The 15,616-nt window shown below is 58.2% G+C and carries 14 protein-coding genes; all 14 read right to left on the bottom strand.

Annotated elements, in window-relative coordinates; translation table 11 throughout:
* Nucleotides 1-16 precede the first annotated feature (16 nt).
* The 14 genes from DFP90_RS04585 to DFP90_RS04520 are packed head-to-tail and all read right to left on the bottom strand — an operon-like array spanning nucleotide 17 to nucleotide 15,372.
* On the bottom strand, nucleotides 17-928 hold the full coding sequence (locus DFP90_RS04585) for a cell division protein FtsQ/DivIB (protein WP_181905187.1): 912 nt from the start codon (nucleotides 926-928) through the stop codon (nucleotides 17-19).
* Entirely contained in the window at nucleotides 916-1,818 is a 903-nt protein-coding gene (locus DFP90_RS04580; RefSeq protein WP_115935197.1) for a D-alanine--D-alanine ligase, read from the bottom strand. The genes DFP90_RS04585 and DFP90_RS04580 overlap by 13 nt, the downstream gene beginning before the upstream one ends.
* Nucleotides 1,815-2,741 carry a UDP-N-acetylmuramate dehydrogenase gene (gene murB / locus DFP90_RS04575; protein WP_115935196.1) on the bottom strand — a complete coding sequence of 309 codons (927 nt, stop codon included), beginning with the start codon at nucleotides 2,739-2,741 and terminating at the stop codon, nucleotides 1,815-1,817. Before murB ends, DFP90_RS04580 begins: the two co-directional genes overlap by 4 nt.
* Nucleotides 2,741-4,162: a UDP-N-acetylmuramate--L-alanine ligase gene (gene murC, locus DFP90_RS04570; protein ID WP_115935195.1), complete on the bottom strand. Its 1,422-nt coding sequence runs from the start codon at nucleotides 4,160-4,162 to the stop codon at nucleotides 2,741-2,743. Before murC ends, murB begins: the two co-directional genes overlap by 1 nt.
* Nucleotides 4,159-5,304, bottom strand: a complete 1,146-nt coding sequence (murG, locus tag DFP90_RS04565; protein WP_115935194.1) for an undecaprenyldiphospho-muramoylpentapeptide beta-N-acetylglucosaminyltransferase — start codon at nucleotides 5,302-5,304, stop codon at nucleotides 4,159-4,161. Before murG ends, murC begins: the two co-directional genes overlap by 4 nt.
* Nucleotides 5,301-6,419, bottom strand: coding sequence for an FtsW/RodA/SpoVE family cell cycle protein (locus DFP90_RS04560; protein ID WP_115935193.1), 1,119 nt, complete (start codon nucleotides 6,417-6,419; stop codon nucleotides 5,301-5,303). Before DFP90_RS04560 ends, murG begins: the two co-directional genes overlap by 4 nt.
* On the bottom strand, nucleotides 6,416-7,825 hold the full coding sequence (gene murD / locus DFP90_RS04555; RefSeq protein ID WP_115935192.1) for a UDP-N-acetylmuramoyl-L-alanine--D-glutamate ligase: 1,410 nt from the start codon (nucleotides 7,823-7,825) through the stop codon (nucleotides 6,416-6,418). The genes DFP90_RS04560 and murD overlap by 4 nt, the downstream gene beginning before the upstream one ends.
* 6 nt (nucleotides 7,826-7,831) lie before the next feature.
* Nucleotides 7,832-8,917 carry a phospho-N-acetylmuramoyl-pentapeptide-transferase gene (gene mraY, locus DFP90_RS04550; RefSeq protein ID WP_115935191.1) on the bottom strand — a complete coding sequence of 362 codons (1,086 nt, stop codon included), beginning with the start codon at nucleotides 8,915-8,917 and terminating at the stop codon, nucleotides 7,832-7,834.
* Nucleotides 8,907-10,355: a UDP-N-acetylmuramoyl-tripeptide--D-alanyl-D-alanine ligase gene (locus DFP90_RS04545; protein WP_115935190.1), complete on the bottom strand. Its 1,449-nt coding sequence runs from the start codon at nucleotides 10,353-10,355 to the stop codon at nucleotides 8,907-8,909. Before DFP90_RS04545 ends, mraY begins: the two co-directional genes overlap by 11 nt.
* Nucleotides 10,352-11,791 (bottom strand): UDP-N-acetylmuramoyl-L-alanyl-D-glutamate--2,6-diaminopimelate ligase, encoded by a 1,440-nt coding sequence (locus DFP90_RS04540; protein ID WP_115935189.1) that lies wholly within the window; start codon nucleotides 11,789-11,791, stop codon nucleotides 10,352-10,354. The genes DFP90_RS04545 and DFP90_RS04540 overlap by 4 nt, the downstream gene beginning before the upstream one ends.
* A gap of 26 nt (nucleotides 11,792-11,817) precedes the next feature.
* Nucleotides 11,818-13,578, bottom strand: a complete 1,761-nt coding sequence (locus DFP90_RS04535) for a peptidoglycan D,D-transpeptidase FtsI family protein (protein WP_245956961.1) — start codon at nucleotides 13,576-13,578, stop codon at nucleotides 11,818-11,820.
* Complete coding sequence (gene ftsL, locus DFP90_RS04530; RefSeq protein WP_115935188.1) at nucleotides 13,575-13,955, bottom strand: cell division protein FtsL; 381 nt, start codon at nucleotides 13,953-13,955, stop codon at nucleotides 13,575-13,577. Before ftsL ends, DFP90_RS04535 begins: the two co-directional genes overlap by 4 nt.
* Nucleotides 13,952-14,917 (bottom strand): 16S rRNA (cytosine(1402)-N(4))-methyltransferase RsmH, encoded by a 966-nt coding sequence (gene rsmH / locus DFP90_RS04525; protein WP_115935187.1) that lies wholly within the window; start codon nucleotides 14,915-14,917, stop codon nucleotides 13,952-13,954. Before rsmH ends, ftsL begins: the two co-directional genes overlap by 4 nt.
* Nucleotides 14,914-15,372: a division/cell wall cluster transcriptional repressor MraZ gene (locus DFP90_RS04520; RefSeq protein WP_115935529.1), complete on the bottom strand. Its 459-nt coding sequence runs from the start codon at nucleotides 15,370-15,372 to the stop codon at nucleotides 14,914-14,916. Before DFP90_RS04520 ends, rsmH begins: the two co-directional genes overlap by 4 nt.
* Between the last annotated feature and the right edge of the window lie 244 nt (nucleotides 15,373-15,616).

The following is a 15,616-nucleotide window of genomic DNA, read 5'->3' as shown; positions in this document are numbered from 1 at the left end:
GCGCAATGCCGGGAAATTAAGTATCCTCTTCTGGTGCCATTAGTCTTTGTGCCCCGACATCGGTCATCCGGATCACAAGCCGATCCGGTTGGCGCATGTCGATGGCGCGGATTTCACGGTTTAACAATTCATGTTCCTTGATCAGGACCGATAGCCGTTTCCAAGCGGCATGGGGGTCTTGTTCCGGGAGCCTGACGGAAACATCATTTTCAAGCTGGATGTTCCAGCGGCGGTTACCGACCCACACCGCACCAACCACTTGCTTTTCCAGCTGCGGGGCCTGTGCGAGCACCTGCAACAGTTGGGCGGTATGTTTCGGGGCATCGTCACCGGTAATGACCTTCAGGTCCGGGAACAGTTTCACATCTCGCTGGCTGATCAGGGCCCCTTCCAGATCCACCAGGAAATACTGATCATGCTTTTGCCAGATGGCCGCTGGTTTTCGTTCTTCCACCTGGACGACAATTCTGTCCGGCATGCGGCGTTCAACGGTAGCCGTTCGGACCCAGCCCAGCGCCTCGATATCCCGCCGGGCGGTTTCGGGGTCAAAATCCAGGATGGAATCGCCAATCTGGACATTGAGCGCGCGCAAGATGGCCTTGCGGCTGGTGCGCTGCCGATTGACCACATAGACCTCGCGAATGAACAGGCCGGAATCGATACTGGCCTCATGCAGGCCGTCCATTGTGTCATTCCAGGTTTCCGAAATGATACCGCTGGTCCAGAGCCAGGCTGATCCGCCGACAGTCAGGCCGAACAGAAGGCTCATGGATGCGCCGATCATCAGAGGCTTGCGCCATTTTGGCTGATTCCGGCGGCGGACCTGCTTGCGGCCTTTCGCGGCCCCTGCGGCAGTTTTCCGGGGGCCACCTTTTTTCGCAGACGCCTTGGATTTGGTGCGTGAGAATTTATCGGTCAGCCATCGCATTGGGCATTCTCCACCATCCATTTCATCAGATCCGGGAAGGAAATCCCCTTGTAGGCCGCCTGTTCAGGGACCAATGACAAAGGCGTCATGCCCGGCTGGGTGTTCACTTCCAGGATGATCAGGCGGTCCTTTGCCGCGTCATAGCGGAAGTCGGCCCGGCTGACACCGCGACATCCCAGGATCCGGTGCGCGCGCAACGCATAGTCCTGACAGCGTTTCGCCACATCGTCCGGGATCGGCGCCGGGCAGAGATGGGTTGTCTTGCCGTCGGTATATTTGGCCTCATAGCTGTAGAAACCCTCAAGCGGACGCAGCTCTGTCACTGCCAGCGCCTTGTCACCCATGACCGCGGTGGTCAATTCCAGGCCGGGAATGAACTCTTCTACAAGGGCGTCACCCAGGGTCCAACTGCTGTAATCGGGGCCGTTATCACCTTCCTGCACGATATAGACACCGACCGAAGAGCCTTCGCGCGCCGGTTTGACCACATAGGGGCGAGGCATGGGATCGCCGCGACCCAGATCCTCGGGCTTAACGATCATGCCCTCGGCCGTAGGGATGCCGGCCGCACGGAACAGACGCAGTGCCATGGGTTTATCCATGGCCACGGCGGAAGCCAGCAGGCCGGAATGGGTATAGGGGATCTGCAGCAAATCCAAGACCGCCTGAATCGTGCCATCTTCACCGTAACGGCCGTGCAGGGCGTTGAAGACCACATCCGGCTTCGGGTCGAGCGCTTCCAGCGTTTCCTTCAGATCACGGGTTAGGTCGATCCTGGTGACCTCATAGCCTTTTTCCTCCAAGCCCTTGGCGCAGGCCTCGCCGGATACCAGGGAAACCTCACGTTCCTCGGACCAGCCGCCCAGGATGACAGCAACATGTTTGGTCATTGGCTGGCCTCCCCGATCCGTTTGATTTCCCACTGCAACTCAACACCGCTTTTGGCTTTGACGCGGGTGCGGACCTCTTCACCCAATCCTTCCAGATCGGCGGCGGTGGCGTTACCGGTATTGATCATGAAATTGCAATGCATCTCCGACATTTGTGCACCGCCCACCATCAGTCCCCGGCAACCGGCATCATCAATCAGCTGCCAGGATTTATGACCTTCCGGATTCTTGAAGGTTGAGCCGCCGGTCTGGCTGCGGATCGGCTGGCTTTCCGAACGGCTTTTCTGGATTTCTTCCATTCGGGTCAGGATCTGGTCCTTGTCACCGTGCTGGGTGCGGAAACTGGCTTTCACAAAGATCCAGTCGGCGGGAATGCTGCTTTTGCGATAGGAAAAGCCCATGTCAGCGGCACTCAGTTCATGCATTTCCCCGGACGGGTCCAGGGCAAAGGCGGTTTCCAGTACATCCTTGGTTTCGGCGCCATAGGCACCTGCATTCATACGAAGTGCACCGCCGATCGTGCCCGGAATGCCGCTCAGAAATTCCAGGCCTGCGCGGCCTTCCTTGGCTGCGGTCTTGGCGACATTGAGATCGAGGGCCGCCGCACCGGCGGTTACCACATCACCATCCACGGTGATCCGGGCGAAATCGCCACCCATCTTGATCACCACGCCGCGCACGCCGCCGTCACGTACCAGTAGGTTCGAGCCGACGCCAATGACGGTGACGGGGATGTCAGTGGGCCTGTTGCGCAAAAAATTCTGCAAATCCTCAAGATCGGCAGGCTTAAACAGAATATCTGCCGGTCCACCGACACGGAACCAGGTGACCTTGGAAAGGGGCGCTGCTTCCGCATAGCGGCCGCGCACCTTCGGTAGGCGTTCAATCAGGCGGGCATTGTCATTCTGTTTTAGGGCGGCCATCAGGATGCGTCTCCTCCCTTGGCGAGCTCTTCCAGCTGCTGGGGCAGGGCATGGGCCCAATTGGTGATGGTGCCGGCACCCAGAAAGACCACAAGGTCGCCTTCTTCCGTCATGTCGCGGATCATTTCCGGCAGGTCGTCTTCGGACTGAAGCGCAAAGGCATTCCGGTGCCCACGGGTTTTCAACCCCTGAACCAAAGTATCCCGGTTGATCCCCTCGATCGGCTTTTCACCGGCTTCATAGACATTTGCGACAATCACGGAATCCGCGTCATTGAAGCAGGCGCAAAACTCTTCGAACAGACTCATTAGCCGGGTATAGCGGTGCGGCTGGACCACGGCGACCACATTGCGCCGGGTGGCAGCGCGGGCCGCCTTCAAAACGGCGGTGATCTCAACCGGGTGATGGCCATAATCATCGATGATGGTGACCCCGTTCACTTCTCCGGTTTTGGTGAAGCGGCGTTTAACCCCGCCGAAGCTGGCCAGGCCTTTGGCAATTTGCTCATCACTCAGGCCCATTTCGATGGCTACCACGATCGCGGCCAGGCTGTTTTGAACATTATGGTCACCATGCATCGGCAGATGCAGGCCCTTGAACTCGCGGGGCGCTTCGCCGCGAACAGAAGCGGTCACATCGAATGTTACACCGGAGGGATCAGATTGCAGATTGGTGGCGCGAACATCCGCCTGCGGGCTGAAACCATAAGAAATCAGGCGTCGGTCGGATATTTTGCCAATCAAGGCCTGGACCTCCGGATGGTCGATGCACAAAGCGGCAAACCCGTAGAAGGGAATATTCTGGACATAGGTCTGGAAGGCCTGGCGCAAGGTGTCGAAGGAGCCATAGAAATCCAGATGCTCTGGATCAATATTGGTCACAACCGTAATCGTGGCCGGCAGTTTGATGAAGGAACCATCTGATTCATCGGCCTCCACCACCATCCAGTCACCCTGGCCAAGACGCGCATTTGTGCCATAGGTATTGATGATGCCGCCATTGATCACGGTCGGATCCATTTCTGCGGTTTCAAACATCTGGGCGATCAGTGAAGTGGTGGTGGTTTTGCCATGGGTGCCGCCTACGGCGACCGACCATTTCAAGCGCATCAACTCAGCGAGCATTTCAGCGCGGCGCACGACCGGGATCAGGCTTTCCCGGGCGGCAACCAACTCCGGATTATCCTGGCGGATGGCGGTGGACACCACGACAACGGCCGCCCCTTCCACATTGGCAGCCTCATGGCCGACGATCACCTCGATGCCCAGTCCGCGCAGACGTTTCACATTGGCATTGTCACTCATGTCGGAACCGCTGACCTTATGGCCGAGCGTATGCAGAACCTCTGCGATCCCGGACATGCCAATGCCGCCGATCCCAACAAAATGAATACGTCCAATGGTAAGGGGCATCTGCATCATGCGGCTTCTTTCACTTTGTTACTGTCATGGCTGTCGGGGCCATGGCCGTTGCTCTTCAATAGGCTTTCCACCAGATCTGCCAACTGCCGTGTGGCATCGGGCATGGCCAGGCGCTTGGCGGCCTGGGCGGCATTGGCCAGGGTATGGGGCGTGCCCAACAGCTGGTTCAATCGGTTGGAAAGGGTTTCGACGGTCAGATCCGCCTGCGGGATCATCCAGGCACCGGCCGCATCGCACAGCCGTGCGGCATTGGCCGCTTGATGGTCATCAACCGCATAGGGGTAGGGGACCAGGATTGCAGGGCGCCCTGCTGTGGTTAACTCGGCCATGGTGGAGGCACCGGCCCGGCAAATCACAAGATGGCTTTTGGCTAACTGATCCGGCATATCATCCAGGAAGGATTTCAGGTCGGCCTGGATCCCAAGATCGCGGTAGCGCTGAGTGACCTCATCCAACTGTTCCTGGCGAACCTGCTGCGTGATCCGGATACGGCTCCTCAGCTCCGGCGGCAGGCTGCCAACCGCCAGAGGAATGGTTTCACCAAAAATGGCTGCACCCTGGCTGCCGCCGGTGACCAGGATATGAATCGGCTGATCCTGTTCAGGGCGCAGATAGGGTGTTTTTTCAATGCCGGCAATCTCCGGCCGGATCGGATTGCCGGTCCAGATGGTTTTGGACTGATCGGCCCCGCGCAAGGCGGAGGTATATTCGAAAGAGGTCGCGATCCGATCCACTCGCGGTGCCAGCAGTCGGTTGGCCCGCCCCAAAACGGCGTTCTGTTCGTGAATGACCGTCCGCTGGCCCAGCAATGTTGCCGCATACATGGTCGGAACGGACGGGTAACCGCCAAAGCCGACGACAGCATCGGGGCGCAACTGCTTTAGGAGCTTGCGGGCCTGGAAGAAACCGATACCCAGTTTGGCAATGGATTTCACAATGCCAAGCTTGCCACGGCCGGAGACGCCGGCGGCACTGATAATATGGGTTTCCAGGTTGCCTAACGGTCCCTGATAGGCACCGCCCCTGGTATCGGTGATCAGGATCAGTCTGTGGCCACGGCCCTGCATCTCTTCCGCGAGGGCCTGGGCCGGGAAAACATGCCCGCCGGTGCCGCCGGTCGCCAGTGCGATTAATTTGCTCATCGTTGGCCTCCCGGTCTGGTGCGGGTGATGGCCAACAACATCCCCATGCCAAGCGCCAACGCGATCAGGGAGGAACCGCCATAAGAAAGAAACGGCAGGGTCATGCCCTTGGTCGGGATAAGGTTTAGGGTTGATGCCATATTGACCAGGGCCTGTAATCCGAATTGCACCAAAAGGCCTGTCGCGGCCAGGACAACGAACAGATCATTGCGGTTAAGAACCCGGGCAAAGCCGCGTAAGACAACAAAGGCATAGATGCCGACAATCAACAGGCAGAAAAGCAGGCCGAATTCTTCGCCGGCCACTGCCAGGATGAAATCCGCATGGCCATCAGGAAGGCTGTTTTTGACAACGCCCTCGCCGGGGCCCGTTCCCATGATGCCGCCATTTTGAAAGGCTTCCATGGCCTGTTCGACCTGATAGTTATCGCCGGACGCCGGATCCAGGAACCGGTCGATGCGGCTTTGCACATGAGGGAAGACAAAATAGGCACTGATCAGGCCTAGAACACTGATGATGGCCAGAACGATCACCAGCACCATTGGCAGCCCGGCCAGGAAAAACTGGGTGAACCAGATGGCGGAAAGCACGAAGGCCTGGCCAACATCGGGCTGTAACAACAACAGGGTGAGCAAGACCATGTAAAGGCCGCCCGCCATGGTGTAGCCGGGAATATCCTCTCCCAGGCGGCTGGCACTGAAAAACGTGGCCGCAACAACGGCAAAGGCCGGTTTGGCTAATTCAGAAGGCTGGATGGTAACCCCGCCGACCGAGATCCAACGGGTGGCCCCCTTGATCTCCGCACCAAAGGCCAAAGTGGCCAACAGCAAAAGCACGGTGATGCCCAACAGACCGATGGCAAGCCGGCGGATATTCCTCAGATTCAGCAAGGAGACAGAGACCATGATCACCAGGGCCGGTACAATCAATGTCGCTTGTTTACGCACGAATAAGAGCGGGTCCGCACCGATCCGTTCCGCAACGCTGGGGCTGGCGAACAGCGTGAGCATGACGCCGAAGCCGGCCAGGGTCACGATGGCCATCAATGTCCAGCGATCGACCTCCCACCACCAGCGGCCCAGGATCGATGTGTCATTGCGCGCGATATTGATCATGATCCGATCCCTTCAACGAGCATTTGCCGGTTCTGGCAGGGCAGTTTGCGTACCAGATCACAGAAAAACGCGCCTCGGTCTTCAAAACTGGCAAACTGATCAAAGGAGGCACAGGCGGGCGAGAGCAGGACAACCGCGCCGCGTTCGCCATTTTCACGCGCCATTTCATGGGCGGCGTTCAAGGCGGTATCCAGGGTACCGCACTGGCTGACGGTGATATGGGGCGACAGGCTTGCACCCATATTTTTCGCCCCTTCACCGATCAGAAAGGCATGACGCACATTCTTGAGGTGCGGGGTCAGAATGTCATAGCCGCCGTCCTTTTCCTGGCCACCGGCAATCCAATAGATTGCGGGATAACAGGAAAGAGCCTTGGCGGCGGCCTCGGCATTGGTGGCCTTGCTGTCATTGACATAGGCGACCCGGTCCAGGATGGCGATCATCTGCTGGCGGTGCGGCAGGCCCGGGAAATCGAGAATGGCATCAGTCGCCTGACGCGCGGAGACGCCATACAGGCGCGCCACCGCATAGGCCGCCGCCATATTTTGCCAGTTATGGCTGCCGGGCATGGTCGTGACGGTGGATAGGTCCAGCACATGTTTGGTATCACCGTCCAAATCATCAATCAGTTTTTCGCCGTCCACATAGACCCCGCCTGCGACGGTATGATGGCAGGAAATCGGCACCACACGGCGCTGTCCCAGGGTCAGGGCCTCCGCCACACCGGCGCAACGGTCGTCATCAACACTGATTACAGCGATATCGCCGGGACCCTGGCCGTCGAAAATGCGGGCCTTGGCCGCAACATAACCGTCCATGCCGCCATGGCGGGGCAGATGATCGGGCGTGATGTTCAGCAGAACAGCGATTTTGAAATGGATCGGGGATAATTCCAACTGATAGGAAGACATTTCGATCACGTAAGCACCATCGGCGTCTAGGCGTTTCAGGTCGGTCGCGGGAACGCCCAGGTTGCCGCCGACTTCAGCATTTTTTCCTGCCCGATGCAGGATATGGCCGATGAGGGCGGTGGTGGTGGATTTCCCGTTGGTGCCGGTAATGCCGATATAGTTTGCTTTCGGTGCATAGCCTGCCAGCAGAGCGACCTCACCAATGATCGGCACGCCGGCTGCTTTGGCAGCGGCGGCCACCGGGTGGGGCGCGGGATGGGTATGGGGGATGCCGGGGCTCAGAACCAGTGCTTCTACATCGTCAAAGGCACCAGCCTGAGCCAGAGGGGTGACAGTGGCCCCCAAGGTTTGCGCGCGGTCCCTGGAATGCTCATTGTCGTCCCAGGCCAGAACCTCTGCGCCATCTTTCAACAAAGCATGCACGGCTCCAAGGCCTGCGCGTCCCAGGCCCATCACGGCGATTTTCTTATCTTTATATGTCCGGGCGGCCTGCATAATCGCTTACCTCAGCTTCAAGGTGGCCAGCCCGATTAGGGCCAGGATGGTGGCGATGATCCAGAAACGGATGACGATGGTCGGCTCTTTCCAGCCTTTCTTTTCAAAATGATGGTGCAGCGGTGCCATGGCAAAAACCCGTTTGCCGGTGGTCTTGAACGAAACCACCTGAACAATCACGGAAACCGTTTCCAACACAAACAGCCCGCCGATGATCGCCAGCACGATCTCATGTTTGGTGACGATGGAAATGGCACCCAGCGCACCGCCCATGGACAGCGATCCGGTATCGCCCATGAACACCATGGCCGGTGGCGCATTGAACCACAGGAAGCCCAGGCCCGCACCAACAAGCGCCCCGCAGAAAACCGTGAGTTCACCAGCGCCCGGAACATAGTGGAGCTGCAGATATCCAGAATAGATGCTGTTGCCCACCAGATAGGAAATCAATGCAAAACAGGTGGCGGCGATCATCACCGGCACGATGGCCAGGCCGTCCAGCCCGTCTGTCAGGTTGACCGAATTGGAGGCACCGACCATGACAAAAATGGCGAAAGGCACGAAGAACCAGCCCAAATTGACCAGCAGATCCTTGAAGAAAGGCAGCGCCAGACCGGTTGCCATGGGATCCTGGGTGATCTGGCTGTACCAGATGGCGGCTGTCCCGCCGATGGCGATCTGGGAGATCAGCTTCATCTTGCCGGGCAGGCCTTTGGAATTTTTCTTGGTGAGCTTCAGATAGTCGTCGACAAAGCCGATGGTGCCAAAACCCATGGTGACCAGCAGGACAATCCAGACATAACCATTACGCAAATCCGCCCAGAGCAGGGTGGAGATGCTGACAGCCAACAGGATCAGGAATCCGCCCATGGTCGGGGTCCCGGCCTTCACCAGATGACCTTCGGGAACATCCTCACGCACGTTCGAGGCACCGCATTGCTTGGCTTTCAACCAATTGATCACTTTCGGGCCCAGGATGAAGCTGATGACCAGCGCAGTCATCACGGAACCGCCGGTGCGAAAGGTCAGATACCGGAACAGGTTCAGGAAACCATAATCATCAACAAGCGGGGTGAGCAGGTTATACAGCATCGGCTGTGTCCTTCTTCTTATTCTTGCCGGTCTCGTTCAGCGCGAGCAGCGCCTGGACGATCGGGGCCATGTTTGTGCCAAGCGATCCTTTGATCATGACGACATCGCCATGACGGATCGCGCGGAGAACGGTATTGATGATCTCTGTGCTGCGTTCCGCATAGGCGGCACGCCTGGTTTTGGGCAGGGCGTCACGCAAATGGGCCATGACCGGGCCGACCGTATAGACCCGATCAATCTTGTCTGCAGCCAGGTCGCGTGCGAGGCCTGCATGCAATTCGGCGGCCGCTTCGCCCAGTTCCAGCATGTCGCCCAGGATCGCGATACGGCGACCACCGTCGCCGGTATGACTTTCGCCCAGCACCTTGAAGGCCGCTTTCATGGCGGCCGGGCTGGCATTGTAGCTTTCGTCGATCAGGGTGAAACTGCCCCCTTTTGGCAACGTCACTTGCGCGCGGGCGCCCCGGCCTTTGCTCGGCTTCAATTCGATCAACGCATCGGCGGCCTGCTGGACGGAAAGCCCGAACCGTTCGGCCACACCCAGCACGATCAGGCTGTTGACCGCCCAATGACGGCCGGGCATGGCGAGGTCATATTTGTAGCTGTCCGAGCCGATAACCGCCTCGACATGGCTTTTTTCCGTGTTGGCTTCGAAATCAGCCAGCCGGATATCCGCCTCCCAATGTGCGCCGAAACCGAGGATGCTTTTTTCCGACACGCCATCACAAAGCGCCTGTGAGCGGAGATAATGAAAGAGCGGGTGATCACGCGGCAGCAGGACCGTTCCTTTTTTGCCCAACCCCTGGAAGATCTCTGCCTTGGCATCGGCAATGTCATGCACGCTGTCAAAAAACTCGAGATGAACCGCCTGAACCGTGGTGATGACGGCGATATGCGGACGCGCCAGTTCGCTTAAGGGAGCGATCTCTCCCGGATGGTTCATCCCCATTTCCAGGACCGCGAATTCGGTATCCTTCGGCATGCGCGCCATGGTCAGCGGCAAGCCGATATCATTATTCAGATTGCCGAGGGTCGCATGGGTGCGTCCAAAGGACGACAGGGCCTTGGCCAGGCTTTCCTTGGTGCCGGTCTTTCCGACACTGCCGGTCACGGCAATGACTCGCGCCTTTGTCCGTTTGCGTGCGGCAGCGGCCAGATCTACGAGGCCTTTCAGGGTATCCTTGACCACCAGCAGGGGCAGGGGCGCTTTTTTCAGCTTTTTCGCATGCGCCTTATCCACCATGGCCGCGGCCGCACCAGCCTTGGCGGCGGCTTTCAGATAGTCATGGCCGTCATGGTTGGGGCCGACGATGGCAACGAACAGATCGCCTTTGGTAATCGACCGGCTGTCAATGCTGACACCGCCAGCTTTCCAGCGGGCGGTGCTTTTGCCATTCGTTGCCTTTTCTGCCTTTTTCGCGGTCCAGAGGCTCGTCATCCGCCACCTCCTTGCAAATCAGCGATGGCGGCACGTGCCACGTCGGCATCGTCAAAGGGCAGTATTTTGTCTCCAACGGTTTGGCCCTGCTCGTGGCCCTTCCCGGCAATGACCAGCACATCGCCCGGTTCCAACCCGGCGATAGCCTGATGAATCGCCTGGGCGCGGTCACCGATATTCAGGGCATCGGGGCAGGCCGGCATCACATCGGCCCGGATCGCGGCAGGATCTTCTGTACGCGGGTTGTCGTCGGTCAGGATCTGCATGTCGGCCAATTCGGCTGCGACGGCCCCCATCAGGGGGCGTTTGCCACGGTCGCGGTCGCCGCCGCAGCCAAAAACCGCATGCAGACGATTGCCGACATGGGGGCGCAGCGCCTTCAAAACTGTCGCCAGCGCATCCGGCGTATGGGCGTAATCCACGTAAATGGAGGCGCCATTTTTCAGTCGGCCGACCCGTTCCATCCGGCCACGCACGCCGGAAAGCTGGCTTAGATGACTGACCGCATGTTTCGGGTTTTCCCCACAGCCGATCAACAGGCCCAGCGAACAGAGCGCATTTTCCACCTGGAAGGTGCCGGGGATTGGGAAATCCACTGTGAAACGTTCACCCATCACATCCAGTTCCAGGTCGAACCCATCGGTGCGGTGGTCCATTTTGATGCAACGGATCTGGCCGTTGGTCAGGCCGTAGGCAATCACGCGTTGCTTGCGTTCGGCGGCAATATTGCTGATCTGGTCAAACTCGGCGGCGGCGCTGTTGACCACGGCGGTGCCGCCGCTGGCCAGCAATTCTTCAAACAGGCGTAGCTTGGCGGCCCGGTAAATTTCCATGGACCCATGATAATCCAGGTGGTCCTGGGTCAGGTTGGTGAAGGCGGCAGCGGCGAATTTCGCGCCATCCAACCGGTACATATCCAGCCCGTGGCTGGAAGCCTCCATGGCTACATGATCGATGCCCTTGGCTTTCATCGCCCCCAATTCACGGTGCAGATCGACCGGATCCGGTGTGGTCAGGCCCGACCCACCGTCGGATCCCGCATAGCGGATGCCAAGTGTGCCGATGCTGGCGGCATTGATCTTCATGGCTTGCCAGAGCTGGCGGGTGAAGTCGGCGACAGATGTTTTGCCGTTGGTTCCGGTGACAGCAACCATGGTTTCAGGCTGAGGCGCGTAAAATTCAGCCGCCAGCAAGGCGAGCCTGCGGCGTGGGTTCGAATCATGGAACAAAGCGACATCGGGGCCGACATCTTCTTGTGTAACACTGGGCGGCGCCAAAACAGCCCGTGCGCCGGCCTTGATTGCGTCAGGGATGAAACGCGCGCCATCCGCCACAGTGCCCGGGATCGCAGCAAACAGATAGCCAGGCTGTACCTGGCGGCTGTCTGCGGTCAGCCCGGTCAGGGGGACATTATTTATGATCTTTTGCGCGTTCATTTCTCTTTTCTGTCTTTCCGGGCCTCTTAGAAGGAGGCCAGTGTTTTGCCCTGATTGGGCAATTTGATGGCAAGGGCCTGACGAATTTCAGGCGATTCCGGATCCTGGGGCGGAATGCCGAGCATCGGGGCCATTTGCTTAATCACTTGCGAGACAGCCGGGGCGGCAACCCAGCCGCCGGTGGCATAACCAAAGGTTTTCTTTGTCCCGCGCGGTTCGTCGAGATTGACATACACCACATAGCGCGGCGCGTTCATTGGGAAGGCGGCGACATAGGATGAAATAAGATCTTTTTTGCGATAGGTGCCGCGTGCGCCAACTTTCTCTGCGGTACCTGTCTTGCCCCCCACCAGATAGCCCTTGGCATTGGATGCCTTGCCGGATCCTTCGATATTGTTCAGACGCATCAGTTTCCGTATGGCATTCGAAGTGCTTTCAGAAATGATCCGTTCGCCATTTCTGTCTGTATCGGATCGCACCAGCGTGGGCTGGTAAAAAGTGCCGCCGTTAACCATTGCAGAAACACCGCTGACCAGTTGAATAGGACTCACCGCCAGACCATGGCCATAGGAAATGGTCATGGTGTTGACCGGCCGCCAAACCTTCGGATACAGCGGTTGCCCGACTTCCGGCAGTTCGATCGAAGAAGGCGTGAGGAAACCCAGTTTTGCGAGAAACTCCCGTTGGCTGGCTGTGCCAAGTTCGTTCGCTATCCGCGCAGAACCGATGTTGGAGGAGTAGATAAAGATCTCGGAGACCGAAAGCCAGCGATTTTTGGCATGATAGTCCCGAATTGCAAAGCGTCCCACACGCAATGGTTTGGTTGCATCAAACTGGCTAGACAATTTGGCGGTACCGGTGTCCAAAGCGACTGCCGTATTAAAGATTTTGAAGGTCGATCCGAGCTCGTAAACACCCAAGGTCGCGCGGTTGAAGCGCGAATCATCTGTCGCTTTACCAGCGTCGTTTGGATCAAAATCCGGCAACGAGACCATGGACAGGATTTCGCCGTTATTAACATCCATGATGATGCCGGTCGCGCCGATGGCGTCAAACTCTGTGACCGCTGCCTGCAATTCCTGGCGCATGATATGCTGCAGGCGGACATCAACGCTGAGCTTTAACGGCTGGGTACTGCTGCGTAGGGTCTGATCGAGTTTTTTCTCAATGCCGGCAAGGCCATTATTGTCAATGCTGGTGAAGCCGAGCACATGGGACATTAGGTTGCCCTGGGGGTATACACGGGTTTCCTGAGTGCGGAAATCCAGTCCCGGAATGCCAAGCCGGTTCACTTCCCATTGCTGATAAGGTGTCAGTTTCCGGTGCAGCCAGACAAAGCGGCTGTCCGAAGAAAGCTTGCGTGCGATATCGGCGGCGGAAAGATCCGGCAGAACAGCGGCCAGTTTGCTGGCCGCTTCCTGAATATCCATGATTTTTTTTGGATCCGCCGACAGGCCAACCGTTTTCAAGGCGGTCGCCACAAGCGTGCCGTTGCGATCAACAATATCGGCCCGTTCCTTCTTGACCGTACTGGCACTCACCGCGTGGGTCACGCGTGGTTCACTTGGATTGTTGAAGGCGGTCACGTCAATCAGGCGAATCCCGACGACCGCAAAGGCAAGTGCCATCACAGCCCCGGTGATCAGGACGCGGGTCCGGCCGGTCTCGATGGCCTGTTTGAACAGGCCCTCTTCATGCAGCGCATGTTCTGCGGGGGTGCGGAATTCAACCGGTTCCTGCCGACGGGAGCGTGCGTTTTCCATGGATTGCAAAAGTCGTCGCATCATTGTCCCCCCTTATATGAGGCCCGGCGGGATTTTTGTTCCGGCGTGGCGATGGGCGGGATCGGCATGCCGTCCCGGGTGCGCGGGCTTTCCTTGGTATTGGTCCGGTAGGGCAGGGCATCCAGGGATGTAAACTGTTCCGCCGTGACCGGAGTCAGTTCCGGCAGTAATTCATGGGTCAGTTTCTGCAAACGGTCCGGGCGGGTAAGGTAGCTCCATTCCGCTTCCAACACATGCAGGGATTCCTGTTCCTTGAGGATCTGGCGGTTCAGTATCGCCAGTTCCTGTTCCAGCGCCTCCACCTGATAGCTGACATAAAATAGCGCGTATCCGGCGGTGGCAGCAGCCAGGCTCCAAATGGCAAAAGCGATGATCTTCATGCTGTCCCCTCCGGGTTTTTGGAGGGGGCGTCTGTGCGAACAGCCGCCCGCAGCAGCGCGGAGCGCGCGCGGGGATTTTCCTTCAGCTCGTCTTCGGCGGCCTTCATCGGCTTACGGTTGATCAGCTTGAATGAGGGGGGCTTTCCTTCATCTGCTGTGATCGGCGCATAGCGGGAAACCCCGCTGCCCCGGCTGGAGCGGTCTTTCAGGAAGTTTTTTACCCGGCGGTCTTCAAGGCTGTGGAAAGAGACCACAACCAGCCGTCCACCCGGTTTCAAGAGGTTTTCAGCGGCCTGTAGCGCGCGGTCCAGCTCACCCAATTCGTCATTGACGGCAATCCGCAAGCCCTGGAATGTGCGGGTAGCCGGATCAATGCCGTCCTTTGATTTCGGTACCAGGCGGCGGATCAGGCCAGCCAGTTGCAGGGTCGTGGCGAAAGGGGTTTCTTCCCTGTCATGGACGATCGCGCGCGCCACTTTGCGGGCAAAACGCTCTTCGCCGAATTCCTTGATGATCCGGGTCAGCTCGTCTTCGCTCCAACTGTTCACGATATCGGCGGCGCTAAGGCCATCCCGGCTCATGCGCATGTCCAGCGGACCGTCTTCCCGGAATGAAAATCCGCGATCGGCATCATCCAGCTGCGGTGAGGAGACACCGATATCGAGCACGATGCCATCCAGTTTTCCGACACCGGTGTCATCGACAATATCGGCCATGTCGCCAAAGCAGCCTTCGTGGATGGAAAAGCGGCTGGCAAAATCATCATGGAACGGTTTTGCCCGCGCGAGCGCTTCGGGATCGCGGTCGATTGCCATTAATTGGCAATCTGCGCACTCCAGAATGGCGCGGGAATAACCACCGGCACCGAAAGTGCCGTCGAGATATCGCTCGCCTGCTGTGGGGGCAAGGGTTTCCAGGACCTCACGTAACATCACCGGTTTGTGGATCTGGGTGTCACTCATTGATCCGCTCCCGGCCGTTTCAATTTCAATGTCAGGCCGCGCGCCTGATTGCGTCGGTCGGGCAGGCTGGCTTTATGGGCATCGGGCTGCCAGATCTGGAAACGGGCTGCCATGCCGACAAAGACTGCCAGGTTGCTGATACCGGCATAGTCGGCAAATTCAGCCGGCAGGACGAAACGGCCAGTGCTGTCATAGGAAACGCGCCTGGCGTTCGAGATGATGTAGCTGAGCCCCTGCTCCTCTTCAGAGAACATGGCGGCCTGTTCTTCGATGCTGTCGGCGACACGCTGCATGAAGGTTTCATCGCAGGCTTCCAGACAGTCCGCATTGGGAGAAGGGAAAATATAGAAGCTGCGGTTGCCGTTATCGGAAAGCAGGTCGCGGTAATCGGCCGGAAGGGAAACGCGCCCCTTCTGGTCCACTTTGTTTTCAAATGTCCCTGTAAACAAGGCCATCGCGACTATTTCTTCCCCGGTTTAACTGTCATGCCCGGCGGTATGCCGAACCTCTGTCCCAGTGGAGCCGGATGAAGGCAGATGCACTTCACCCCACAAATACACTACTGGGTTATTATGGGATATCATGGGAAAGCTAGGTCGGTCAATGGGAACGACAGTAACGTGAGTATGGATTTACTGCTGTTCAAGTAGTCTTGGGCAGTAATTTGAGTAAAGACGGTGGGGCTGGCTAAAAACATGG

The sequence above is a fragment of the Aestuariispira insulae genome, from assembly GCF_003385955.1.
Lineage (GTDB): Bacteria > Pseudomonadota > Alphaproteobacteria > UBA8366 > Aestuariispiraceae > Aestuariispira > Aestuariispira insulae.
Note: the sequence above shows the minus strand (reverse complement) of the source record. Positions and strands in the feature narration are given on the sequence as shown.

Coding starts and splice junctions, on each gene's coding strand:
- murG (WP_115935194.1), bottom strand. CDS start 5,304: ATGAGCAAATTAATCGCACTGGCGACCGGCGGCACCGGCGGGCATGTT.
- DFP90_RS04545 (WP_115935190.1), bottom strand. CDS start 10,355: ATGACGAGCCTCTGGACCGCGAAAAAGGCAGAAAAGGCAACGAATGGC.
- DFP90_RS04585 (WP_181905187.1), bottom strand. CDS start 928: ATGCGATGGCTGACCGATAAATTCTCACGCACCAAATCCAAGGCGTCT.
- murD (WP_115935192.1), bottom strand. CDS start 7,825: ATGCAGGCCGCCCGGACATATAAAGATAAGAAAATCGCCGTGATGGGC.
- ftsL (WP_115935188.1), bottom strand. CDS start 13,955: ATGAAGATCATCGCTTTTGCCATTTGGAGCCTGGCTGCTGCCACCGCC.
- DFP90_RS04580 (WP_115935197.1), bottom strand. CDS start 1,818: ATGACCAAACATGTTGCTGTCATCCTGGGCGGCTGGTCCGAGGAACGT.
- DFP90_RS04560 (WP_115935193.1), bottom strand. CDS start 6,419: ATGATCAATATCGCGCGCAATGACACATCGATCCTGGGCCGCTGGTGG.
- murB (WP_115935196.1), bottom strand. CDS start 2,741: ATGGCCGCCCTAAAACAGAATGACAATGCCCGCCTGATTGAACGCCTA.
- DFP90_RS04520 (WP_115935529.1), bottom strand. CDS start 15,372: ATGGCCTTGTTTACAGGGACATTTGAAAACAAAGTGGACCAGAAGGGG.
- rsmH (WP_115935187.1), bottom strand. CDS start 14,917: ATGAGTGACACCCAGATCCACAAACCGGTGATGTTACGTGAGGTCCTG.
- DFP90_RS04535 (WP_245956961.1), bottom strand. CDS start 13,578: ATGATGCGACGACTTTTGCAATCCATGGAAAACGCACGCTCCCGTCGG.
- DFP90_RS04540 (WP_115935189.1), bottom strand. CDS start 11,791: ATGAACGCGCAAAAGATCATAAATAATGTCCCCCTGACCGGGCTGACC.
- murC (WP_115935195.1), bottom strand. CDS start 4,162: ATGATGCAGATGCCCCTTACCATTGGACGTATTCATTTTGTTGGGATC.
- mraY (WP_115935191.1), bottom strand. CDS start 8,917: ATGCTGTATAACCTGCTCACCCCGCTTGTTGATGATTATGGTTTCCTG.